We start from the raw sequence: 23,238 nt of genomic DNA, 5'->3' as shown, positions 1-23,238 counted from the left end.
CAAATGCTCGTGGCAGCCCGGTTAAGGGTTTGCGGCCAGGAAGTCGGCGTAGGCTTGCTGCAGGCCCTGCGTAAGTTGCGTCGATGCTTCCCAGCCGGAATTCTTCAGGCGAGAAACGTCGAGAAGCTTGCGCGGTGTGCCATCAGGCTTGCTGGTGTCAAAAACGATTCTGCCCGTAAAGCCGATGGCTGTTTTCACCGCTTTGGCCAGTTCTGCGATGGTGACATCTTCCCCGACGCCGATATTGATGACCGGTGGAGTAAAGGTTCCGTTCTTGGCTTTATCGCTGCCCAGGTAGGCGTTGTATTCGTCATCCGGCAGGTTCATCAGGTAGACGCAGGCGTCGGCCATGTCTTCGCTGTAGAGGAATTCGCGCTTCGGTGTGCCAGTGCCCCAAACGGTGACAGTGGGGGCATTGGCGATTTTGGCTTCGTGGAATTTGCGGATCAACGCCGGGATGACGTGGCTGTTTTCCGGGTGGTAGTTGTCGCCGGGGCCGTAGAGGTTGGTCGGCATGGCGGCGAGGTACTGGGTGCCGTATTGGCGGTTGTAGCTCCAGCACATTTCGATGCCGGCGATCTTGGCCAGGGCGTAGGGGCGGTTGGTTTCTTCGAGCGGGCCTGTGAGCAGGTATTCTTCTTTCATCGGCTGCTGCGCCAGCTTGGGGTAGATGCAGCTGGAGCCGAGGAACATCAGGCGAAAGACACCATTTACGTATGCGGCGTGGATGACGTTGTTCTGAATGACCAGGTTGTCGCGGATGAATTCCGCCGGGAAGTTGTTGTTGGCGAGTATGCCGCCGACTTTGGCCGCGGCAAGGAAGACGTAGTCCGGTTTTTCCTGGTCGAAGAAGGCATCGGTTGCGGCCTGGTTGGTCAGGTCGAGTTCTGCACGGGTGCGCAGCAAGAGGTTGGCGTAGCCTTTCTCCTGCAGGTTGCGCACGATGGCCGAGCCGACGAGGCCCAGGTGACCAGCAACGTAGATTTTTGCTTGCTTGTCCATGATGACGTTAGATTTATTCGTGGTAATCGAAGGCAGCATAGCCGTGTTTCTTGACCAGTTCATCACGCTCAGCGCTCTTCAGGTCTTCGCGGACCATTTCGGAGACGAGTTCCTGGAAACTGGTCTTTGGCGTCCAGCCGAGTTTTTCGCGGGCATTGGTGGGGTCGCCGAGCAGGGTTTCGACTTCCGTCGGGCGGAAGTAGCGCGGGTCGATCCTGACAATGACATTGCCGTGCTGGTCAGCGCCGGTTTCTTCCACGCCCAAGCCTTGCCAGGTGATCTGGATGCCGAGTTCGCGCGCGGCTGCGTCGACGAATTCGCGGACGCTGAACTGGATTCCGGTGGCGATCACAAAGTCTTCAGGGTGCTCTTGTTGCAGCATCAACCATTGCATCTCGACGTAGTCCTTGGCATGGCCCCAGTCGCGCAGGGAATCCATGTTGCCGAGATAGAGACAGTCCTGCAGGTTGAGCTTTATGCGTGCGAGGGCGCGGGTGATCTTTCGGGTGACGAAGGTTTCGCCGCGAAGGGGGGATTCGTGGTTGAACAGGATGCCGTTGCAGGCATATATGCCGTAGGCTTCCCGGTAGTTTACGGTGATCCAGTAGGCGTACATCTTGGCCACTGCATAGGGGCTGCGCGGGTAGAAGGGGGTGGTTTCCTTCTGCGGGATTTCCTGGACGAGGCCGTAGAGTTCGCTGGTGCTGGCCTGGTAGAACCTGGTCTTTTTTTCCAGGCCGAGGATGCGGATGGCTTCGAGGATGCGCAGGGTGCCGATGCCGTCGGCGTTGGCGGTGTATTCCGGGGTTTCGAAGCTGACTGCAACGTGGCTCATGGCAGCCAGGTTGTAGATTTCATCAGGCTGGACGAGCTGGATGATGCGGATCAGGTTGGTCGAGTCGGTCAGGTCGCCGTAGTGCAGGATGAAATTCTTGTTTTCGACATGCGGATCCTGGTACAGGTGGTCGATACGATCCGTGTTGAAGAGCGAGGCACGGCGTTTGATGCCGTGGACTTCATAGCCCTTTTTGAGCAGCAATTCGGCGAGGTAGGCGCCGTCCTGGCCCGTGACGCCGGTGATGAGTGCTTTTTTGGTCATTGCTGTTCTCGCTTGGGGGTGCCGATGATTCTTTGCCGGGTTTGCGGGCTACTGCTGGTTAGCATTTCGGTTAAGAACTGGTTTTGTATCTGGAACGCGTGTGGTGATTCAGGATCAATGGAAGATATCCGGACGAGCATTCCGTCGGGAATCTGTCCGCGCAGGCCGTAGCTCATTTCCACCAGTTTCTTGTCGAGTCGGGGGCCGACAACGCGGTCACCGACCGTTATCCAGTAGGTGATGGGTTCATTGCGCGATCCCAGGCTGGTTTCGACACGTGTGACGGAAATCGACCCAAAGCCGGTGTCGACGTGGTCGTACCGCTTGCTTTTCAATATGAACCCTTGGGCCGGATAGCAAATTTCTGGCTTATGGACCTGGTGGGAGTCGTCCTGATCCTTGCCATAGGCGATGGAGAGCATCATCCGGTAGCCATTGGCATTGATGTAGTTGCGCGATAGTGTCTGGGCGTAGATCCGATCAATCACTTGCTTTTGCTGGGCATCGACGATCTGGGCGGTGTTTTGGGGTTCTTCCCGCCATTCGCCAAAGGCTTTCGGGATCATCGCGTCCAGATTCACTGGTGCGGTATCGTCGGCAATCCGGTGTGTCGGTCGCAAGGCCACGGCCATGCCGGAGGTGGCAGCCATCAGTACAAAAAGGAGGAGGTACTTGATCAGATGGATCATTGCATCATTGCCTGGTTGATTGGCGCTGCTCTGCACCGCGGAACTTTACGGAAAACTGGAGCAGGGTATCGACGCCGATAATTAGTAGTAGCGCAGTCAGAAACAGCACCATGCCAGCAAAGCCGTGCAGGAAGCCTTGCCCGGCGGCGTCCCCGAAGTAGTAAGTAATCAGCGTGAGTACCATGACGCGGATTACGTTGGCCGAGAAAGAAATTGGGACGATGAATACGGCCAGGGTGACATTTCGGAACAATGAGTCGTGCCGCACCAGATTGAGATAGAGCAGGCCGAGGGCTTCAAGCGTAAATAGCGTATGCAAGCCAGCGCAGGCATCAGCGACCAGCAACTTGTACTGACCGATTTGCAGGATGACGCCCTGCCGGGCGATTGGATAGTCCGCCCAGTAGAGAGCCTGCTCGGCAACGTAGGAGACAGCCATTTTCATGGGCATGGTGACAGCATCGACTAGGGGGCCGGGCAGGGGGATCATGAATAGCATGAAGAACAGCGGAAACCACTGTGTCTTTATTGCTGCGCTGCCCCGCAGCAGCAGGAACACGGCGGCCAGCAGCCAGATGAGGGAGCCGATTTCGAAAATCAGGATGTCCTGCGACCGACCAATCAAATAGAGCAGAAGTCCAATGAAAAATGTCGGCCAACCCCAAGGCGAGGTCTGCTGGCCTTTGCTTGCTTCCCACATGGCCGGCCATTTCTGGTAAAGCAACCAGCAGGATATGGCAAGAACGATGGGGCCATGGGCCTGGGTTTCAGTGCGCCAGATGCTGCGGAACAGATCGATAAAGCTTGGCGCATACATGGCGCACAGCCCTAGTCCAACAATTATCCAGCCATACCAGCCTGGTGGCTGGCTAGTGCCGGGGGCACGCAGGGCGTTAGTGGATTGGGCCATGACTGATCGATCCGGTCGCGTCAGAATTCGTTGAGAACCACGCCGACGACTGGCGATCCCGCCTGGCGCAACGAGTCCACAAGCAATTGCAGGCGGCGGGTGGAGGTGAAGTGCTTGCGGCTTACGGCCAAGGCCGCACCGGCACGGGTGGCAATCGTTTCGACATCGGCGCTGCGGCTGGCATCGGGGGTGTCGATAAGCACGATATCGAATCGCTCGCGCGCATCGTTCAGCAGATTGCCGAAAGCCAGGCGGCTCAACAGTTCCTGCGGGTTGGGCGGAATCGCACCAGCCGGCATGACGGAAAGCCCGAGCAGGTTGGGAATGCGGTGGATTGCATCGTCCATGTTGGCTCGGCCAGAGAGTACAGCCGACAGGCCGGCGTGGTTGCCGAGGCAAAAAAGTTCGTGCTGACGCGGCTGGCGTAGGTCGGCATCGATGAGCAGGGTTCGCTCGCCCAGTTGTGAGAAGACTACGGCGAGGTTTGCCGCAAGGTAGCTGCGACCTTCGCCCTGTTCGGGGCTGACGATGGCAAGGCAGTGTTTTTCGCTGCGGTTTTCAGCATCCAGATCGAAGCAACGGAGCATTAGCTGGCTGCGCAAGGCGCGCAGTCGTTCAACTGCTGGGGAATAGGGCTTGAAGGCGGCGACCACCTCCTCGCTGACACTTTTATCACCGGGCGCCAGGTTGGGGTAGTCGAATTGGCGGGAAAGTGCGAAACGGACGTCCATTTCGGTCAGTAGGCCAAGTTTGATGGCGGCATCACCGAAGCGGAGTCCAGACTCCTTTTGTAATTTCAGGATACGTTCGGCGGCTTCTGGCGTCAGGCGGCCGATGTCCATAAGGATGGCGCCGATCGAACCACCGCTTATGGCATAGGGAGCAGCTCGGGTGATGACTGATTCAGGAGTTGAGGCAAAATTCATGAGGTTCGTGCTCAGGCTGTTCGCGGGCGGCGGAAGGGAAAGAGTCGGGGCAGGCGACCTGGCAGGTGCTGCCAGAATTGCAGCCAGTTTCGATCACTGGCTTCCGGTTCAAAGATGGCGAGAACCGGAAGGTTCAGTGCCTGGATCAGATCTTCCGGCGAGCGTACGCGGCGATGCGCTAGTTCGGCGATCATCGCCGCACCAACACCTAACAGCATGCCGGCTAATATAGACACCAATATATTCAGTATTACTCGTGGCTTGGATGCCTTCAAAGGCTCATTGGCCGGGTTGAGGACCGATACGTTGGTCTGAATGCTTTGAGATTCTAGGCGCGTCTGGGTTGTCCGCTGCCCGACAGCTTCGAAGGCACGCTGAGCGGTTTCCACTTCACGTACCAGCAGACTGATTTCGTCCCGTTGTTTCTTCAACTCAAGAATTTTGGCCTTCTGTGCAGCAACTGAAGCAACAAGTTCGACGCCTTTTTGCTTGCTGATGGTGCCGGCAGTGCCAATCGAGCTACTGATGCGATCTATTTCGGCGTTCATCCTGCTCTTGAGTTCGGCCAGTTCAGCAGAGGAGCGCTTGTATTGGGGATGGTTTTCGCCGATATTGCCGGCAAGATCCTTCTGTTTTGCTTCCAGACGAGCGATGTCAGCCTTGAGTTGGCTGATGAGTCCGCTTTGCATGACTTCCGGCAAGGTATCTGCCTGACCGGCATGACGTTTGCTGGATGAGTCGGTTCCTTGGGCTTGAGCGGTAGTCAACTGGGTAGAGAGTTCGTTTAATTTCTGAGTCTCATAGTCCAAGCGTTCGTCGGTAGCTATGATCCCGGATTTTTGCTGGAAATCGGAAAGTGCTGCTTGAGCAGTGTCTAGGCGTTCACGGGCGAGCTTGACCTGGCTGTCGAACCACAGGGCACTCTGTCGCGCCGGTTCGATGCGCAGTTCAAGATTCACGTCGATGTAGGCTTGAGCAAACGCGTTGGCAAGGCTGGCGGCGAAGGCGGGATTGGCACCGGAATAGCTGATGGCGATCACATTGCTGTCGTGGGATGGTTTTACTGACAGCTTCTTTTGCAGCAATTGCGAAAGCCAGGGACCAACCTGGCCTTTACCTTCGGTGGCTACTAGCCATTGCTGCTTGATGGTCGGGTTTTCGTCAAGTTGCAGTGTCTTGACGACACGCATGGCAACGCGCTCGCTATTGATGATGTCCACCTGAGTAGCCATGTAGCCAGGTGCCATAAGTCCAGGAAGAACCGTTCCGGCAATAGGGTCCGGTGATTTGACGTCGAGCAGGACTGCGGTGCTGGCGGTGTATTCCTCGGGCAGTAAAAAGGTGACCACGGTCGTGCCGAGCACGCAAATCACGAAAATCGCCAGAACCAGCTTGCGGCGGGCCCAGAGAATGATGAGAAATTGTTGCAGGGTCATGGCTGGGCGACCTTAAAAGAGGCTTTCACGGACATAGATGACGTCGTCGGCGAGAATGGGTTCGGCCATGTCCGGTGACAGCTTGGTGATCTTTCCGTCGGTGCCGCGGCGGTGTATGCGGATGCGGTATTCGGTACCGCGCATGGTCATGCCGCCACCCTGGGCCAGGGCCTGCTGAACAGTCATGTTGCGCTCTATGCGGTAAGACCCGGAGCGCTGCGCTTCGCCATAGATGTAATACATGGGGGCGCGATGGATGTAGATGACGTCACCGGCTGTTACTGGAATGTCGTTCTGGTTCTCGCTGGCAATGTAGATGGCGGTGAAATCGATTTCGCGGCGGAAAGCTTTTCCTTCGCGGATCCCGGTGATAATAATGGTATCGCCCCCGGTAGGGGCAATGCCGCCGGCCATGGCAAGGGCATCGGAAAGGCGGGTATTGGACGTTTCGAGGGGGAAGCGTCCGGGGCGGTTAACCTGACCGAGTACGGAAATCTGATTGCCGCGAACCTGAACGAGGACGATATTGACCTGTGGTTGCTGGACGAATCCGCCATCCTTGAGACCTTTGGCAATCTGCTTTTCGGCCGCTTCAATAGTGAGCCCGCCGATTTGCACAGTGCCAATCAGGGGGTAGGTAATGGAGCCGCTTTCTGAGACACGGGTGTCGAGTGTCAGGTCGGGGTTCTGAAAGACGACAATCCGGATGGCATCGCCTTGTCCCAGTTTGTAGTCGAAATCCGTTCGATTGTCGGCCATGACAAGCGTTGTCGACACGAGCAGACAAACGAACGCGAGCAGGCGATTGAGGGCCATTGCCATAACTGTTTTTTCCAGGGGGTGAGCTAGGCCGGTCACTTGAGACCGGCGACGCCCTTTTCGAGGGCGTTGCCGGGGGGGGCCTTGTTGTCTGCAACGGGGGTTTCCTTGGCTGGCGCGGCTGCGGTCGCCGGCTTTGCAAAGTCGCCGACAAATTCGATCTTGGCGCCTTCCTTCAATCGTTTCATTTCGTCGGCGACGGCCTTGTTTTTGCGCTGGGTTTGCAGATATTGCTCGATGACCGGCTTGGCGGTGCTTTCGTCGACCGGGGCAGACTGGGAACTGACCAATCGGAGGACGACCATGACTTGCGGGGTGTCGATGATGCTGGTTTGCCCGTCTTTCATGGTGGCGATTTTAGGCAGCAATTCGAGCGGGATCTGTTCTGCCGGACGGGTACTGGCGCCGCCCTTTGTCTGAAGGTTGTGGGCCTTCAGCCAGATGGCTATTTCTTCCATGGACTTGCCGGTGCTGGCAAATTCCTTTAGGCCGTCCATCGAGCCGGAGCTCTTGTTGATCGAGAGTTCCTGAATGTTGTAGATGCGGCGCTTCGAAAACAGGTTGGGGTTCTCGTCGAAGTAATGCTTAATTTCATCGGCTGAAGGTTTGGCGGCAGTGGCGGAAACCTGCTCCAGATAGGCGCGGGAAAGCACTTCGCGGCGAGCCGCTTCGATGGCGCTGAGGGTTTCCGGCGTACGGTCCAGTTTCTTGGCCATGGCTTGCCCGACAACCAGTTCCTGGTCGATCAGGCGGTCAAGGATTTCTTTGCGGGCCTGGGGCGCATTCTCGTTGGTGACGCCGGAAGCTCTCGTCAGGATGGTGTTGATCTGATGGACAGAAATCTCCGTGCCATTTACTTTGGCCGCAACCTGGGTCGCTGTTTTGCTGCTGTCGGCCTTGTCGCAGCCGGCAAGGGTCAGGGCAGTGGCAGTGGTAACCAGGATCGCGAGAAGCTTGGGCGTAAACGGCAAATGCATGGGGAGAAATCCTTAGTGGAGTGGAGCCATGGAACATTCCGGCCGTGCATTGTGCGAAAGAAAAGTGTCAGTAAGATGAAAGCCGCGAGAACATTGTTTCACGCTGGTTTCAGGGAAAAACCGGATTTTCGGCCCGCCGGAGACAGCTTGTTGAGACGCAATTTTCCGAGAAAATGCCCTCCGCAGTCAGGCCGGATGGCGCTTCTACCTGACGGACTGGTCAATAACGACGGGAGGCGGAATTTTGCCCGCCCAGTCCTTGCCGGTCCGCATGTTTCGTGTATTTCGGTAATCTGGCCGCGCATAGGTCAGGGCAAAGACGGGGCGATGGTGGCCTTCTGGAACGCTGAATGAAAGAACCCTGCAACAGTGACGTGGCAAAGTTACCGAGATTCGTATTCCGGAGTATTGATATGTCTTTGCTGGAGCGCCGACGTTCGCCCCGCTTTCCGTTTCATACCTCCGCCCATATTGTGATCGGAAACATCGAACACAACGGTACGGTGGTCGATCTTTCGGCAAGCGGGGTATTGATCCGGGCCGCGGAGGAGCTTGACTGTCGGCTGGGCGAGCCATGTGAATTGAACCTGCTGATCGGGAACTTGCCCGGGCAGGTGATTTTCAGGGGGGTAGTCGTCAGTCAGCGTCGGCAACTGCTGGGCATTGAGTTCAGGAATGTTGAGGTTGCGGCGCGCCTGGCGCTGGAGAAAGTCATCGAAATGAATCTCGGCGTTCCCCAACTGCTGGATAGGGATATGCCGGCATTGCTTCGCCAGTTGCACGATTGCGAGGCAATGAAAGCGGGTGTTATTTAATTGTCTCGGTTCGCTTGAGTTATTGCGGTCGAACCATCAGATCACTCTCCTGTTTGTTGAGAAAATGAAAAAAATCAAAAAAGCTGTCTTCCCTGTGGCTGGCATGGGCACTCGTTTCTTGCCGGCAACCAAGGCCAGTCCGAAGGAAATGCTGCCTATCGTCGACAAGCCGCTGATCCAGTACGCCGTTGAAGAGGCGGTGGCGGCGGGTATTACCGATATGGTCTTTGTTACCGGTCGGTCAAAGCGCGCCATCGAGGATCATTTCGACAAGGCTTACGAACTGGAAACCGAGTTGGCGGCACGCGGCAAGACCGAAATGCTGGAGTTTGTCCGCAGCATGATTCCAGCCAATATCAACTGCATCTATATCCGGCAGGCTGAAGCACTTGGCCTCGGTCATGCCGTGTTATGCGCAAGGCCGGTCATCGGCGATGAGCCGTTTGCGGTGATTCTGGCTGATGACTTGCTTGATGGGCAGCCATCGGTCATGCGCCAGATGACTGAGGTTTACGATTACTATCGATGTTCAGTTATCGGTGTTCAGGATGTGCCGCGCAGCGAGACGAAGAGTTATGGCATTGTCAGGAGTGCTGCGGTGACTGATCGTCTCGAGCGCATCGAGGCAATTGTCGAGAAGCCGAAGGCCGAGGAGGCACCCTCGACATTGGGTGTTGTTGGCCGTTATATCTTGACGCCACGTATTTTTCATCATCTCGAGCGGATCGGCAAAGGTTCGGGCGGTGAAATCCAGCTTACTGACGGCATTGCCTGTTTGCTGACGGAAGAGCAGGTGCTGGCTTATCGCTATGCCGGTACCCGATATGACTGTGGCTCCAAACTTGGCTATCTGCAGGCGACCGTGGCATTGGGCCTGCGTCATCATGAGGTCGGTGCAGGGTTTTCGGGCTACCTGAGGGAGTTGCTGGCGGGAGCCCCTGTCGATGGTATGGAACAGAACTGAACCTACTGCAATGCAACCAAAGTCACAAACCTGAATTTGATCTGACAATTAGGCACCGTTAAAGCGTGAAACTGTCAGATCGGGTCGCGGCTTCTACACATTAAACTCGTTGGCGAGTGCAATTTTACTGACAGCCGCCGACTTGCCAGTCAGGAGCACTCCAGAACGATCACCTATTTTCCTTGCCCATCATCAACAAGCGGATGTGGCAGTGGCAATGCACGTGCTTTGGCCTACGCGGATAAGCAGCTCCTTAGATTTCCACTACCCCAATTTCTTTGCCAAATCCTCGGCGCGAGGGTGGTAGTACCGCGCAAGCATGCGCATATCTCTGTGTCCGGTGACGCGCATCAGTTCATGTAACTGCAACTTTTCAGCTAGGCGACTGGTTGCTTCGTGCCGCAGATCATGGAATGTCAGATCTTCGAGGAATCCATCGATCGGCTCGCAACTGGTCGCCAGGGTGTCGGCAAGGTATTTTTTCCGCGCGCGGACAACTGCACGGCTGTATGACTGCTTAATCGCCGAGGCTGTTGTCGGAAATACTTTGCCGCGTTGTAGACGTGCCACCCCCTCCGGTTCCAACAGAAGCGCAGCAGCGGAACTGGAAAGTGGCACTGTGCGGCTTGTTCCAGTTTTTGTTTCCGGCAAAAAGGCAGTGCGCTTGTCTAGGTCAACATGCTTCCAGTCCAGTGACAAAATCTCGTTTTGCCGCATCGCCGTTTCGATAGCCCACCTTGCCACTTTTGGTGTCCAAACATTTCGCCGGTCGCCAGCTTCGACTTGCGTTGACGGGCCCGGGTTGTCCAGCGCGTTTAGCAAATAATCCAACTCTTCGGGGGAAAGCCTGCGATCGCGGGCATTATTTACTTTTGGTTTTTTGATCGCCTTGACCGGATTTTCGACCTCAATACCCCATTCTTTCCGAGCAGTCTCGAAAAGATGCGATAGCAATGCGAGGACTTTTATGATTGACGATGGCGCTAGGCCGCGCGCCCCTTCGCTGTCGCGAAACACGGCAACATCCTTGCTCTGGATGCTGGCAAGGAATCGTGGGCCGAGGTTTGATATGGCCAACGCTTTTATCCTGTACGTTTCCTGTGCCGCACCTTTTTTTTTCGGAGTTACATCTTTTTGATAGCGCTCAAGGGCCTCCTTCAACGTCGTTTTTTCCGCTTCTTTTCGACTTGCAAAGACGCCGAGGTCCATTTTGTTCTCAATATCTCGCGCCCATACCTCAGCGTCATTCCTCTTTTCAAAGGTCTTGCTTTGCGCGGCATGACCCTTTCGCCGCACCTTTGCTTGCCACCAACCGCTTTCTCGCTGTTCGAACGTTGCCATTGATCCATTCCTTGATAAGCAAAACCGAGGCGCACTGTCCCCGATTTGTCCCGGAAAACTACTTTGCATGATATATATTACGTCAAAATACACGCCAAATAGCGATTCGCATGAACCGCGAATTTCGGATTGTGATTCCGGTTGTCGTGGGTTCGAGCCCCATCAGTCGCCCCAGAATTTAAAGCCCGAAATCATTGATCAATGGTTTCGGGCTTTTTCATTGCTACGTAGTAGGGACGTGATTTCGATGAATTTTCGGGACTTTGCGACCTTTATCGTCCTCCACCCTCCTGCTGCCGTTGCGGCTAAACTGCGCTTTTTGGTGACTGGCTTGCCAGCGCCTTCAGCCGCCCGGGGTGGTGCCTCAATCAGGAGTAGGGCGTGAGCTTGTTCTCAACAGCCGTCGAATTTCTTGCCTTGCCCTTTGCGACGGCCAGTTACCGTCATGACTTGCGGCGCACCCTCGTGGCGCTGAGTGCCGTCGGCATTCTGGTGGTGTTCACGCTGCTTGGCGCCATGCTTGTCACCGTGATGCCCAACCTGCCCGCCTTCGATGTCGTGACTGACTATCGCCCGAAGATTCCCTTGCGGATTTATACGGCCGATGGGGCGCTGCTTGGCGAGTTCGGAGACGAACATCGGGACTTCACGCCGATCAAGGAAATCCCCACGGTACTGAAGGATGCGCTGCTGGCGATCGAGGATGCGCGATTTTACGAGCACAGTGGCGTTGATTACCGGGGTGTCTTGCGGGCATTGGTGGCTGATCTGAGCGGCGGCTTTCGCCAGGGCGCCTCGACGATCACGATGCAGGTGGCACGCGCTTTCTTCCTTTCGCAGGAAAAAACATTAAAGCGTAAATTGACTGAAGTCGTCATGGCGTACCGCATTGAATCGGCCTTGACCAAGGACCAGATCCTCGAGCTCTACATGAACCAGATCTACCTTGGCCAGCGAACCCATGGCTTTGCCAGCGCGGCCCGCACCTATTTCAAAAAGCGCCTGCCGGAGCTGACCCTGGCCGAAGCGGCCATGCTGGCCGGCATCCCGCAAAACCCGGCCAAGCATAATCCGGCGGTCAGTCCGGTCAGGGCCAAGGCTCGCCAGGAACTGGTATTGAAGCGCATGTTGCATCTGGGAAAGATTACTCAGGCGCAATATGACGAGGCGGTCAGCCAGGCACTGACCATCGGCCACCGCCTGGAGTTCGAGGCCCATGCCGATCATGTCGCCGAGATGGTGCGCCAGGAACTCTATGCCCAATACAAGGGCGATGCTTATACCCAGGGCTTCAATGTCTATACGACGCTCGACAAGGCCGAACAGAATGCGGCTTACGACTCGGTACGGCGTAATGTGCTGGCCTACGACCAGCGCCATGGCTATCGGGGTCCTGAGGGTTTTGTCGATCTGCCGGATAATGAAGACGAACGTGACGAAGCCATCGACCGGATTTTGGCCAGACATCCGAGCAGTGACAACCTGATATCGGCTGTCGTCACCGAAGTCTCGGCCAAGCGCGTACGGGCCGAACCTGCCTCCGGCGATACGCTGGAGATCAAGGGTGAGGGGCTGCGTTTTGCCGCCCGAGCCTTGCAGGCGAACGCCAAAATGGATGCCAGGATTCGGGTCGGCTCGGTGATCCGCGTCAGTCAGGACAGCAAGGGCCGCTGGTCGATCAGCCAGATGCCGGAAGTGGCTGCCGCTTTTGTTGCCCTTAATGCCGAGGATGGTTCCTACCGGGCGCTGGTCGGTGGTTTCGAATTTTCCCGCAATCAGTTCAACCATGTCACCAGCGCCTGGCGTCAGCCGGGATCGAGTATCAAGCCATTCGTCTATTCGGCCGCCCTCGAAAAGGGCTTCTCGCCGGCCACGCTGCTTAACGATGCGCCGATCTCACTGCCTGGCGGTGCTGACGGACAATCCTGGGAGCCCCGCAATGACGACGGCTTTGCTGGCCCGATCAGCCTTCGTCAGGCCCTGGCACGTTCCAAGAACGTCGTTGCCGTCCGGTTGCTGCAGGCCATCTCGCCGCAATATGGACGCGATTATCTCCAGCGCTTCGGATTCGATGTCGCCAAGCATCCGGCCAATCTGACCATGACGCTGGGTAGTGGCTCGGTCACCCCCTTGCAGTTGGCCAGCGCCTACGCGGTATTCGCCAATGGTGGCTTCAAGGTCAGCCCACGATTGATCCAGAAGGTCACCGACGCCCGTGGCAACGTGCTGAGTGAGGCGCCACCGCTGCCGGTCAGGCAGGAAGAGCAACGGGCCATCGATGCCCGCAACGCTTTCATCATCGACAGCATGCTACGCGAGGTGGTCAGGAGCGGTACCGGCGCCGTGGCGACCCAGCGTTTGGGACGCAACGACCTGGCCGGCAAGACCGGTACCACGAGCGATGCCGTCGATGGATGGTTTGCCGGCTACGCTGGCAACGTCGTGGCCGTTTCGTGGATGGGGTACGACCAGCCCAGGTCGCTTGGTGGCCGCGAATTCGGCGCGACCCTGGCCCTGCCGATATGGATTGACTACATGCGCCAGGCCATGTCCGGCAAGCCGCCGGCCGAAAGAAAGCCGCCGTCGGGCATCTCCTTCGTCGACGGGGACTGGCTCTACGATGAGTTCAAGGGTGATGATGGAATCAAGACGCTGGACGTGGAAGTGTCGCCGATCAAGTCGATCTTCGATGCAATACGGAAGGTCTTTGGTGGCTGAAGCTGGAAAAATCCCGGTTGTCGTTTGCACCGACGAAGAGGGAGCCATTGAATAGAACAACCCGGCATAAAATAGCGCATGAGAGGCTCAGCGCGTCTGGGCGTAGCACACCAAGGAAGCCATGACTCAAAACCTCACCCCGCTGTTCATCGCCTGCCTGGCCGGCAGTTGGCTCGCGCCGGCGTTTGCCGACGAGCATCACCACGTGCATCGTTTCCCCAAGGATGTCGATGCCTTCCACGCCGTTCTTGCCCCCATCTGGCATTCAGCCCCGGGCAAGGAGCGTCTCCAGGCTGCATGTGCCAAGGCCGGGCAGATGGACGTTCTGGCGAAGGCCGTCCGCTCAGGTGACGCTGCTCAGTTGGTCGGAGCCGTGGCCGCCCTGAATGCACAGTGCCAGACGAATTCCGCAGGCGTGGAAGCTGCCTTTGGCGATGTGCACGATGCCTTTCATCACCTCATCGAACCCAGGGCTGCAGGCAAGGCAGGCTGACCTCTTCGACCCGACAAAGCGATAGCGACATGGAACGCTGCCCCTGGTGTGAAGGCTTTGACCTTTACCGCGAGTACCACGACAAGGAGTGGGGCGTTCCGCTCCACGATGACCGGGCGTTATTTGAATTGCTCATTCTGGAAGGGGCTCAGGCCGGGCTTTCCTGGGCGACCGTGTTGAAAAGGCGGGAACACTACCGGAAGGTGTTTGACGGATTCGTTCCCGAACGTGTGGCCCGTTACGATGCGCAGAAGGTGGCCGAGCTATTGGCTGACCCGGGCATTATCCGCAACCGTGCCAAAGTGGCTGCCGCCATTCTCAATGCCCAGGCCTGTTTGGCCATCCAGGCCGGGGGGCAATCGTTCAGCAACTATCTTTGGGGTTTCGTCGGCGGTTCACCCATCCAGAATGGTTGGACCTCGCTGTCCGAGGTGCCGGCCAGGACACCTCAGTCTGAAGCCATGAGCAAGGCGCTCGCCAAGGCTGGATTCAAATTTGTCGGCGCCACGATTTGCTATGCCTTCATGCAGGCTTCGGGGATGGTCAATGATCATCTGGTCAGCTGCCCGCGTCACCGAGAAGTGCGAACAGGCTAGCGTTAGATCAATCAAGATAATGACCAAGCCCTACTTATGTAGCCTTGTTTCTTTGGAGCACGCACAGCGTGAATAATTCGGATATATCGAGCCTGCAGCCAGCCATTGTCTGGTCCCATTTTTCCAATCTATGTCTGATTCCACGCCCCTCCAAACATGAGGCGAAGCTGCGCGATTCGTTGCAGCAATGGGCGTTGGCCCGTGGTCTGGCGGTCATCGTCGATACGGCGGGCAACCTGATCATTCGCAAGCCGGCCAGTGCCGGTTGCGAACGTTGGCCGGGCGTTGTGATGCAGGCGCATCTCGACATGGTGTGCCAGAAGAATGCTGGCAGTGCGCATGATTTTTTCAAGGATCCGATTTGCCCCGAGTTGCGCGATGGCTGGCTGGTGGCCGAAAGGACGACGCTGGGCGCCGACAACGGGATAGGCGTTGCCCTGATTCTGGCGGCCCTTGAAGACAAAAGTCTTGTTCACGGGCCGCTCGAAGCCTTGCTCACGGTCGATGAAGAGGCCGGTATGGGCGGGGCGCGGGGGCTTCAGGCGGGTATTCTCGAGGGGCGTTTGATGCTCAATCTCGATACCGAGGAATGGGGCGAGTTCTATCTCGGCTGCGCCGGCGGTCTCGATGTCAATGTCGAGCGTCCCGGCACTGCCGAGCCGCTTCCCGATGGCTATCAGGCTTTTCGGATCGATTTGCGTGGCTTGCGCGGCGGACATTCCGGTGTCGATATCCACGAAGAGCGCGGCAATGCAATCAAGTTGCTGGTTCGCGTCGTGCACGATCTGGCGGCGGCGCTGCCCTTGCGCCTGATTGCGCTGCAGGGTGGTTCAGCGCGCAATGCCTTGCCGCGCGAGGCATTTGCACTGCTCGCCTTGCCGGAAATTGCAGCGGCGCGTTTGCCAGTTTTGCTGGCAAGCCTGGAGGCCATGCTGAAAGCCGAGTTGCGCGGCATTGATGAGGGCTTGAAACTGGATGTTTCGAGTGTCGACGCAAGGCTGGTCATGGCGCTGGCCGAGCAGGAAGTCTGGCTGCATTCGTTGCACGCCTCGCCGCATGGTGTGCGCCGGATGAGCCGGCAGGTGCCGGGCGTGGTCGAGACCTCGAATAACCTCGGCATGGTCGAAGTGCACCCGAATGGGGGATCTTGCAACTTCATGGTGCGTTCGCTGATCGGCAGTGGCAGTCTGGCGCTGGCCGACGAAATTGTCAGCTTATGGCGGCTGAGCGGCAGTCGGGTTGAAAAGGAAGGTTTTTATCCGGGTTGGGCGCCGAACCCCGATTCGGCGTTGCTCAAGGTCTGCCAGTCAGTTTTTCTGCGTGATTTCGCCGCTGCCTCGAAGGTACAGGTTATTCACGCCGGACTGGAATGTGGCCTCATCGGCGACAAGTATCCCGGCATGGACATTGTTTCTTTCGGGCCGACGATTCGCGGCGCGCATGCGCCGGGTGAGCGCGTCGAGGTGGCCTCGGTCGGGCACTGCTGGCGTCTGTTGCAGGGCATACTGGCGGAACTTGGTTGATCGATCGGGAGGTGCCTATGAAAACAGGTCTGGGGCTCATCTTGCTGGTCGCAATGGCTGGCTGCGGTGTTGAAACCGTGGGTACGGCTGCGACCGCGGCGGCGATGAAAAAGCAGGCGCTGGAGCAGGGGCGGGGCAACGCGGATAAGGTTGAGCAGCAAGTGCAGGCGCTGAATCAACTGACGGCCCAGCGCGCAGCTCAGGCCGAACAGGCTGGCAAGTAGTCAGCGTAGCCGGATGGCCTCGCGGCGGGCCAGGCCGAGTTTGGTCGAACGTTCCATTTTCTGCACAAAGGCCGGGAAATCGAGGCCGAACTTGGCGCGCAATTCCTTGGCGTAGTTGTGCAGCCAGCGCCAGCGTGGTTCGAAATGGCGCTCCTTGAAGGCATAGAGGACATGGTTGCCATCGTCGGGCACCGAAATAACGATGACCTGATCATCAAAAACGTGCATGGCCTCGCCGATCAGGCCGGCATAGGTTTCCTTCTCACCGGCCAGATTGATGACCAGTACCCCATTGCCCGAGAGCTTGGCGTAGGCATTGTCAAAGAATTCGCGGTTGGCCAGGCTGGGGGCGAAGCCGGTCTTGTCGAAGGCATCGACGAGTAGCGCATCAATGCCTTTTTCAGCAGTCTGGAGGAATTCGGCACCATCCGCCTCAAGTACCTGGAGGCGGCCATCGTCCGGCGGCATCAGGAAAGTGTCGCGGAAGGCAATCACATGCGGATCGAGTTCCACGGCAGTCAGATGTGTGCCGGGCATGCGCTGGTAGCAGAACTTGATCAGCGACCCACCCCCCAGACCGATCAGCACGATGCGTTTGGGGCGCGGCTGGAAGAGCAGGAAGGCCATCATTTTCTGCGTATAGCGAATGGCCAGGTCGTTCGGTGCCTTGAGCGACATCTCGCTCTGCATCAGGCGAACGTTGAAATACAGGAAGCGCGATTTGCCATCGTCGATGACGAAAGGCTTGGCATAGCTTTCGTCAAGCAACTGGGCGCGCAGTTCGCCTTCCCTGGCCCACGATGGCTCGTGCATGAGCACAGTGCCCGTCTCGACCTCAAACGGGCTGGGCATTTCGAACAACTGACTCAATCGGGTCGCTTAGTCCGGTAAATCGGCAGCGTGCAGCATGAACACGAATTCGTCGCCAGCGGCAGTATCGAGCCAGGTGAAGGGCAGGGTCGGGTAGGCGGCTTCGAGGTCATCGCGGTTGTGGCCGATTTCGACGATGAGGATGCCGTTTTCCGTCAGATGTTTTTTTGCTTCGCGCAGGATGATACGGGTGAAATCAAGGCCGTCTTCGCCTGAGCCGAGCGCCAGTTCCGGCTCGTGCAGGTATTCCGGCGGCAGGGCGGCGACCGATTCGGCATTGACGTAGGGCGGGTTGGAAATGATCAGGTCGAACTGGCGGCCCTGCAACTTGGTGAAGGCGTCCGACTGGATCAGTTCGACCCGTTCGTTGAGGTGATAGTCGGCGACATTGCGTTCGGCGACGGCCAAGGCATCCTCCGACAGGTCGACACCGGCCACTTCGGCATTGGGAAAGGCCAGGGCGCTGAGGATGGCCAGGCAGCCGGAGCCGGTGCACAGGTCGAGGGCCGATTCGATGGCCCACGGGTCGTCGATCCACGGTGTCAGTTGTTCGTCGAGCAGTTCGGCGATAAATGAGCGCGGCACGATGACGCGGTCGTCGACGTAGAAGCGGTGCTCACCGAGCCAGGCCTCGTTGGTCAGGTAGGCAGCGGGCAGGCGGTCCTGACAGCGGCGGGTGTAAATGTCGAGTAGTGCCTCACGCTCGTGCGGCAGGAGGCGTGCATCGAGAAAGGGTTCGAGGCGGTCGAGCGGCAGATTGAGCGTATGCAGGGTCAGATAAACCGCTTCGTCCCAGGCGTTGTCGCTGCCGTGGCCGAAGAAGAGCTGGGCTGCATTGAAGCGGCTGACGGCATAGCGGATGTAATCGCGAACGGTGAAAAGTTCTGTATTGGCGGCTGTGGTCATGCGGTCATCAATTGGTCGAGGATGCTGCGGTAGATCGCCGACAGCTTCGGCAGGGCATCGACTGCAATGCATTCGTCGATCTTGTGGCTGGTCGCGTTGACCGGGCCGATTTCCAGCATCTGGTGGCAGATTTCGGCGATAAAGCGACCATCCGAGGTGCCGCCCGTGGTCGATAGTTCGGTATCGATGCCGCAGATGTCACGGATGGCGGTGCTTGCCGCATCGGCCAGCGGGCCGCGACCGGTCAGGAAGGGGCGGGCGCCGAGCGTCCATTTGATGTCGTAATCCAGGCTGTGCTTGTCGAGAATGCCGAGCAGTCGCTGTTGCAGGCCTTCCGGCGTGCTGGCCGTGGAAAAGCGGAAATTGAACTTGATGTCGAGTTGGCCGGGGATGACGTTGGTCGCGCCGGTGCCGCCATGGATATTGGAAACCTGCCAGGTCGTTGGCGGGAAATACTCGTTACCCTTATCCCATTCGGTGGCTGCCAGTTCGGCCAGGGCCGGGGCGGCTTCGTGGATCGGGTTGCGGCCTTTTTCCGGGTAGGCGATGTGGCACTGGATGCCTTTCACCGTCAATGTGCCGGAGAGCGAACCACGGCGACCGTTCTTGATCATGTCGCCGAGGGTGTCGACCGAGGTCGGTTCGCCGATGATGCAGAAGTCGAGTTTTTCTCCGCGCGCCTTGAGCGTTTCGACGACGATCACGGTACCGTCGGTGGCGTCGCCTTCTTCATCGGAAGTAAGGAGGAAAGCCAGGGAGCCGGGATGATCCGGATGGGCCGCAACGAAGGACTCGACCGCCGTCACCGAGGCGGCCACTGATGATTTCATGTCGGCCGTGCCGCGCCCGTAGAGCATGCCTTCGCGGACCTCCGGGGCGAAGGGCGGCGAGGTCCACTTGTCGAGCGGCCCGGTCGGCACAACGTCAGTATGGCCGGCGAAAACGAAGAGCGGTGCGGTAGTGCCGCGCCGGGCCCAGAGGTTGGAAACGCCGTTGCGGTCGATGCGTTCAATGACGAAACCGAGCGGCTTCAGACGTTCGGCGATGATTTCGAGGCAGCCGCCATCTTCCGGCGTAACCGAGGGGCAGGCAATGATCTGCCGGGCCAGTGCAAAAGTTTGGTCGGGCATCAGAATGAGTGTTCGTCGTGGTCGGCCAGGCTCAGGGTGAATTCCTTGAAGGAGGTGCCGGCCTCGCTGGTGCTGTCGAATTCAAGCGCCGCGTCGACCTTGCGTTCATCCTTGCCGCCACCGCCGGTGAATTCGGAGTTGTTGATCAGCCACGACAGGTTGGTCGGCGAATCGGCGTTGGCCAGGGCCTCGTCGATGGTGATGGTGCCGGCGCTGTAGAGGTTGAACAGATCCTGCTCGAACGTCTGCGATCCCGGTGCCAGCGTCTGTTCCATGGCGTCCTTGATGCCCTGGACTTCGCCACGCTCGATCAGTTCGCTGATATGGCGCGTGTTGAGCATGATCTCGCAGGTCGGAATACGCTTGCCATCCGGCTTCTTGACCAGGCGCTGAGAAACGATGGCGCGCAGGGCGACCGAGAGGTCGAGGAAGAGCGCCGGGCGGTTTTCGGCCGGGAAGAAGCTGATGATGCGATTCAGTGCGTGGTACGAATTGTTGGCATGCAGGGTCGCCAGACACAGGTGACCGGTTTGCGAGTAGGAGATGGCCGCCTGCATGGTGTCCTTGTCGCGGATTTCGCCGATCAGGATGCAGTCCGGTGCCTGACGCATGGCGTTCTTCAGCGCCGACTGCCAGTCGGCCGTATCCATGCCGATTTCGCGCTGATTGACGATGGACTTCTTGTGCTTGAAGAGGAACTCGATCGGGTCCTCGACCGTCAGGATATGCCCCGAACGGTTGGCATTGCGATGATCGAGCATCGAGGCGATGGTCGTCGACTTGCCCGAGCCGGTAGCGCCGACGATCAGGATCAGGCCGCGTTTCTCCATGATCAGTTCGCCGAGGATATTAGGCAGGCCCAGACCGTCGAGGGCGGGGATGTTGCCCAGGATGAAGCGGATGACGATGCTGGTCGAACCGCGCTGGCGGAAAATATTGACCCGGAAGTTGCCGACATTGGGCACCCCGAAGGAGAGATTCATCTCCCAGTTGGCTTCGAAGGTCTTGATCTGATCTGGCGACATCAGTTCGTAGGCGATCTTCTCGATCATGTCCGGCAGCATCACCTGCTGGTTGACCGGGAGTGTGTTGCCATGGATCTTGATGTGGATAGGCGCGCCGGCGGAAATGAAGATATCCGAGGCCTGCTTTTCAGCCATCAACTGGAACAGTTTGTCGAGAATCATGACAAGACCTTCGTGGAGTGGTTTGACTTACGGGCGCAGCAATTCGTTGATGCTGGTCTTTGAGCGGGTCTGCGCATCGACCTTCTTGACGATGATGGCAGCATACAGGCTATACGCGCCGTTGGCCTTGGGCAAGGTGCCGCTGATCACGACTGAACCCGGCGGCACGCGGCCGTAGGTCACTTCGCCGGTTTCGCGGTCGTAGATCGGGGTGCTCTGGCCGATGTAGACACCCATCGAGAGAACCGAATTTTCGCCAATGATGACGCCTTCGACGACTTCCGAACGGGCGCCGATGAAGCAGTTGTCTTCGATGATGGTCGGGTTGGCCTGCAGCGGCTCAAGCACGCCGCCGATGCCGACGCCGCCCGAGAGGTGCACGTTCTTGCCGATCTGGGCGCAGGAACCGACGGTCACCCAGGTGTCGACCATGGTCGCTTCATCGACATAGGCGCCGATGTTGACGAAGGACGGCATGAGCACGGCATTCTTGGCCACGTAGGAGCCTTTGCGCACGATGGTGCCCGGGACCACACGGAAGCCACCCTGACGGAATTGTTCTTCGCTCCAGCCCTGGAACTTGGTATCGACCTTGTCGTAAAAACGCACATCGCCGCCATCCTGAACACGGTTGTCACGGATGCGGAAGGAAAGCAGGACAGCCTTCTTGATCCACTGGTGGGTCACCCACTCGCCAGCGATCTTCTCGGCAACGCGCAGCTTGCCGGTATCCAGATCGGCAATGACCGACTCGATCAGGGCGATGGTCTCGGCCGGCGATTGCGGGGACAACTCGGTACGGCGTTCCCAGAGTTCGTCGATGGTGTTTTGCAGCGGATGGGTCATGTTTATCTCTCTGATTACAATTGTTGGGCAAATTGACGAATACGGTTGGCGGCGTCTAAACACTCGTCGAGCGAGGCGACCAACGCGATACGAATGAAATTGGCACCCGGATTGACGCCGCGAACTTCGCGCGCCAGGAAGCTGCCGGGCAGGACCACGACATTATAGTGTTCGAGCAGGCCACGGGCGAATTCGGTGTCGGCGATTGGTGTCCTGGCCCACAGGTAGAAGCCGGCATCGGGCATGGCCGTGCCCAGCACCTGGCCGATCAGCGGCGTGCAGGCGGCGAATTTATCGCGGTACTGGTTGCGGTTGTCGAGGACGTGCGCCTCGTCATTCCAGGCAGCGATCGAGGCCGTCTGGACCGGGGGCGCCATGGCGCAGCCGTGGTAGGTGCGATAGAGCAGGAATTTCTTCATGATCGCCGCGTCGCCCGCTGCGAAGCCGGAACGCATGCCCGGCACGTTGGAGCGCTTGGACAGGCTGGAGAGCATGATTACGCGCTGGTTCGAACGGCCGAGCAGCTTGGCCGCCTGGAGTCCGCCAATGGGCGGGTTGGCTTCGTCGAAATAGATTTCCGAATAGCACTCGTCGGAAGCAATGACGAAACCGTACTTGTCGGATAGGTCGAACAGCGTCTTCCAGTCGGCCAGCGACAGCACCTTGCCGGTCGGATTGCCCGGCGAGCAGACATAGAAGAGCTGGACGCGCGCCCATTCTTCGTCGCTCAGGCTGCTGTAATCGAAGGCAAAATCGTTGTCCGGCAGGTTGTTGAGGAAGCGCGGCTCGGCCCCCGACAGATAGGCGGCGCCTTCGTAGATCTGGTAGAAGGGGTTCGGGCTGACGACCAGCGGGACGTAGCCACGGCTGGTATCGATGACCGTTTGCGCCAGCGAGAACAGTGCTTCGCGGGAGCCATTGACCGGCAGGATTTCGGTTTCCGCATCGAGCGCCAGACCGTAGCGGCGCTGGCACCAGGCGGCGATGGCCTGGCGCAGCGCCGGCACACCCTGGGTCGTCGGGTAATTGGCCAGACCCTTGAGACCGTTGGCCAGGGCCTCCATGATGAAGGGCGGCGTCGGATGCTGCGGCTCGCCGATGGAGAGCTTGATCTCCTTGTATTGCGGATTCGGCGTGACGCCAGCAAACAGGGCGCGCAGCTTTTCGAAGGGGTAAGGCTGGAGTTGGGCGAGATGCGAATTCACGTCGGGCGTCGAATGGGTGTAAAAATGTGAATTATCCTCGAAAAACCGATTGCTGCCTTGTGAACAAACGTCGAATTCCCCTGCTGATTTTCCTGTCGCTGACGCTGGCCGCCTGCGCCATCGGTTATCAGGCGCGTGGCAGCCTGAGCGATGTACCAGGCGAGTTACGGGGCAAGGGCTACCCCGGCAATGTCAGTGGTGGCGGGCGCTTTGCGCTGGCTGATCGCGACGGTCGCCTGCAATGTGACGGCCTACTATCTCCTCCGGAAACTTCACCCATGCCGGGAAGTTGCCAGGGGGAGACCGGTAAAGGTCTAGTTCGCTGCAGCGATGGCCGGGAAATACCAGTCCGCTGGACTGCCCTGACCTGCCGGACCTTTGAAGGAAGCGGCGAGGACAGGCGGGGTAACCGGCTGGATTTTCGGGTTGAGCGTAAGGGGTAGGAGGGGAAGCGTCAGGTGCCGTGCGAAATTGATTCATCATTTATCAATAAGCGATGAATCAGGACCGAGTCTGGCCAACTACGATCATTCGGCTTCTCCTGATATCCTCTGCCTGATCG

Annotated in this window: 23 protein-coding genes; 8 read left to right on the top strand and 15 right to left on the bottom strand. The window is 58.2% G+C overall.

The genetic code is table 11. The annotated features are described in order from the left end of the window. Positions 1-21 precede the first annotated feature (21 nt). The 8 genes from HYN24_RS08810 to HYN24_RS08775 are packed head-to-tail and all read right to left on the bottom strand — an operon-like array spanning position 22 to position 7,858. Positions 22-1,002, bottom strand: a complete 981-nt coding sequence (locus tag HYN24_RS08810; RefSeq protein ID WP_117608901.1) for a GDP-L-fucose synthase — start codon at positions 1,000-1,002, stop codon at positions 22-24. Positions 1,003-1,015: 13 nt separating this feature from the next. Continuing rightward, the gene (gmd, locus tag HYN24_RS08805; RefSeq protein WP_117608900.1) at positions 1,016-2,101 is read right to left on the bottom strand and encodes a GDP-mannose 4,6-dehydratase; all 1,086 of its coding nucleotides are present in this window, start codon (positions 2,099-2,101) and stop codon (positions 1,016-1,018) included. Then, on the bottom strand, positions 2,098-2,790 hold the full coding sequence (gene epsI, locus HYN24_RS08800; RefSeq protein WP_117608899.1) for an exosortase-associated protein EpsI, B-type: 693 nt from the start codon (positions 2,788-2,790) through the stop codon (positions 2,098-2,100). The genes gmd and epsI overlap by 4 nt, the downstream gene beginning before the upstream one ends. 4 nt (positions 2,791-2,794) lie before the next feature. Then, positions 2,795-3,700 (bottom strand): exosortase B, encoded by a 906-nt coding sequence (gene xrtB / locus HYN24_RS08795; protein ID WP_117608898.1) that lies wholly within the window; start codon positions 3,698-3,700, stop codon positions 2,795-2,797. A gap of 20 nt (positions 3,701-3,720) precedes the next feature. Beyond that, positions 3,721-4,626: a chain length determinant protein tyrosine kinase EpsG gene (gene epsG, locus HYN24_RS08790; protein WP_117608897.1), complete on the bottom strand. Its 906-nt coding sequence runs from the start codon at positions 4,624-4,626 to the stop codon at positions 3,721-3,723. A gap of 11 nt (positions 4,627-4,637) precedes the next feature. Beyond that, positions 4,638-6,062: a chain length determinant protein EpsF gene (gene epsF / locus HYN24_RS08785; RefSeq protein WP_117608896.1), complete on the bottom strand. Its 1,425-nt coding sequence runs from the start codon at positions 6,060-6,062 to the stop codon at positions 4,638-4,640. Positions 6,063-6,074: 12 nt separating this feature from the next. Further along, complete coding sequence (gene epsE / locus HYN24_RS08780) at positions 6,075-6,884, bottom strand: polysaccharide export protein EpsE (protein WP_117608895.1); 810 nt, start codon at positions 6,882-6,884, stop codon at positions 6,075-6,077. A 32-nt stretch (positions 6,885-6,916) separates the two neighbouring features. After that, positions 6,917-7,858 (bottom strand): EpsD family peptidyl-prolyl cis-trans isomerase, encoded by a 942-nt coding sequence (locus HYN24_RS08775; RefSeq protein ID WP_117608894.1) that lies wholly within the window; start codon positions 7,856-7,858, stop codon positions 6,917-6,919. A 413-nt stretch (positions 7,859-8,271) separates the two neighbouring features. On the opposite strand from HYN24_RS08775, the gene HYN24_RS08770 reads away from it, so the two are divergent. Both HYN24_RS08770 and galU read left to right on the top strand, forming a co-directional pair. After that, the gene (locus tag HYN24_RS08770; RefSeq protein ID WP_162888670.1) at positions 8,272-8,673 is read left to right on the top strand and encodes a PilZ domain-containing protein; all 402 of its coding nucleotides are present in this window, start codon (positions 8,272-8,274) and stop codon (positions 8,671-8,673) included. 64 nt (positions 8,674-8,737) lie between these two features. Further along, positions 8,738-9,637, top strand: coding sequence for a UTP--glucose-1-phosphate uridylyltransferase GalU (gene galU / locus HYN24_RS08765; RefSeq protein ID WP_117608892.1), 900 nt, complete (start codon positions 8,738-8,740; stop codon positions 9,635-9,637). Between the two features lie 264 nt (positions 9,638-9,901). On the opposite strand, the gene HYN24_RS08760 is transcribed toward galU, so the two are convergent. Beyond that, positions 9,902-10,978, bottom strand: coding sequence for a site-specific integrase (locus HYN24_RS08760; RefSeq protein ID WP_117608891.1), 1,077 nt, complete (start codon positions 10,976-10,978; stop codon positions 9,902-9,904). Between the two features lie 381 nt (positions 10,979-11,359). On the opposite strand from HYN24_RS08760, the gene HYN24_RS08755 reads away from it, so the two are divergent. The 5 genes from HYN24_RS08755 to HYN24_RS08735 all read left to right on the top strand — a co-directional run bounded on the left by HYN24_RS08755 (position 11,360) and on the right by HYN24_RS08735 (position 16,532). Then, the gene (locus HYN24_RS08755) at positions 11,360-13,696 is read left to right on the top strand and encodes a penicillin-binding protein 1A (protein WP_117608890.1); all 2,337 of its coding nucleotides are present in this window, start codon (positions 11,360-11,362) and stop codon (positions 13,694-13,696) included. A 121-nt stretch (positions 13,697-13,817) separates the two neighbouring features. Then, positions 13,818-14,189 (top strand): hypothetical protein, encoded by a 372-nt coding sequence (locus tag HYN24_RS08750; protein WP_117608889.1) that lies wholly within the window; start codon positions 13,818-13,820, stop codon positions 14,187-14,189. Between the two features lie 29 nt (positions 14,190-14,218). Beyond that, positions 14,219-14,785 (top strand): DNA-3-methyladenine glycosylase I, encoded by a 567-nt coding sequence (locus tag HYN24_RS08745; RefSeq protein WP_117608888.1) that lies wholly within the window; start codon positions 14,219-14,221, stop codon positions 14,783-14,785. 68 nt (positions 14,786-14,853) lie between these two features. Next, complete coding sequence (locus HYN24_RS08740; protein ID WP_117608887.1) at positions 14,854-16,308, top strand: aminoacyl-histidine dipeptidase; 1,455 nt, start codon at positions 14,854-14,856, stop codon at positions 16,306-16,308. 17 nt (positions 16,309-16,325) lie between these two features. After that, a complete protein-coding gene (locus HYN24_RS08735) occupies positions 16,326-16,532 on the top strand; it encodes a hypothetical protein (RefSeq protein ID WP_117608886.1) in 207 nt (68 codons plus the stop codon). Here HYN24_RS08735 and HYN24_RS08730 read toward each other — a convergent pair whose 3' ends face one another. The 6 genes from HYN24_RS08730 to dapC are packed head-to-tail and all read right to left on the bottom strand — an operon-like array spanning position 16,533 to position 22,676. Further along, the gene (locus HYN24_RS08730; RefSeq protein ID WP_162888669.1) at positions 16,533-17,402 is read right to left on the bottom strand and encodes a spermidine synthase-like protein; all 870 of its coding nucleotides are present in this window, start codon (positions 17,400-17,402) and stop codon (positions 16,533-16,535) included. 9 nt (positions 17,403-17,411) lie between these two features. Next, positions 17,412-18,308 (bottom strand): 50S ribosomal protein L3 N(5)-glutamine methyltransferase, encoded by an 897-nt coding sequence (prmB, locus tag HYN24_RS08725; RefSeq protein WP_117608884.1) that lies wholly within the window; start codon positions 18,306-18,308, stop codon positions 17,412-17,414. Then, on the bottom strand, positions 18,305-19,438 hold the full coding sequence (gene dapE, locus HYN24_RS08720) for a succinyl-diaminopimelate desuccinylase (protein ID WP_117608883.1): 1,134 nt from the start codon (positions 19,436-19,438) through the stop codon (positions 18,305-18,307). Before dapE ends, prmB begins: the two co-directional genes overlap by 4 nt. Then, positions 19,438-20,625, bottom strand: coding sequence for a PilT/PilU family type 4a pilus ATPase (locus HYN24_RS08715; protein WP_117608882.1), 1,188 nt, complete (start codon positions 20,623-20,625; stop codon positions 19,438-19,440). The genes dapE and HYN24_RS08715 overlap by 1 nt, the downstream gene beginning before the upstream one ends. Before the next feature lie 27 nt (positions 20,626-20,652). Next, a complete protein-coding gene (gene dapD, locus HYN24_RS08710) occupies positions 20,653-21,471 on the bottom strand; it encodes a 2,3,4,5-tetrahydropyridine-2,6-dicarboxylate N-succinyltransferase (RefSeq protein ID WP_117608881.1) in 819 nt (272 codons plus the stop codon). A 14-nt stretch (positions 21,472-21,485) separates the two neighbouring features. After that, entirely contained in the window at positions 21,486-22,676 is a 1,191-nt protein-coding gene (gene dapC, locus HYN24_RS08705) for a succinyldiaminopimelate transaminase (RefSeq protein WP_117608880.1), read from the bottom strand. A gap of 59 nt (positions 22,677-22,735) precedes the next feature. Between dapC and HYN24_RS15890 the strand changes: the two genes are divergently transcribed. After that, positions 22,736-23,119 (top strand): hypothetical protein, encoded by a 384-nt coding sequence (locus HYN24_RS15890; RefSeq protein ID WP_162888668.1) that lies wholly within the window; start codon positions 22,736-22,738, stop codon positions 23,117-23,119. Positions 23,120-23,238: the final 119 nt, after the last annotated feature.

This window comes from Dechloromonas sp. HYN0024, from assembly GCF_003441615.1.
Classification (GTDB): domain Bacteria; phylum Pseudomonadota; class Gammaproteobacteria; order Burkholderiales; family Rhodocyclaceae; genus Azonexus.
Note: the sequence above shows the minus strand (reverse complement) of the source record. Positions and strands in the feature narration are given on the sequence as shown.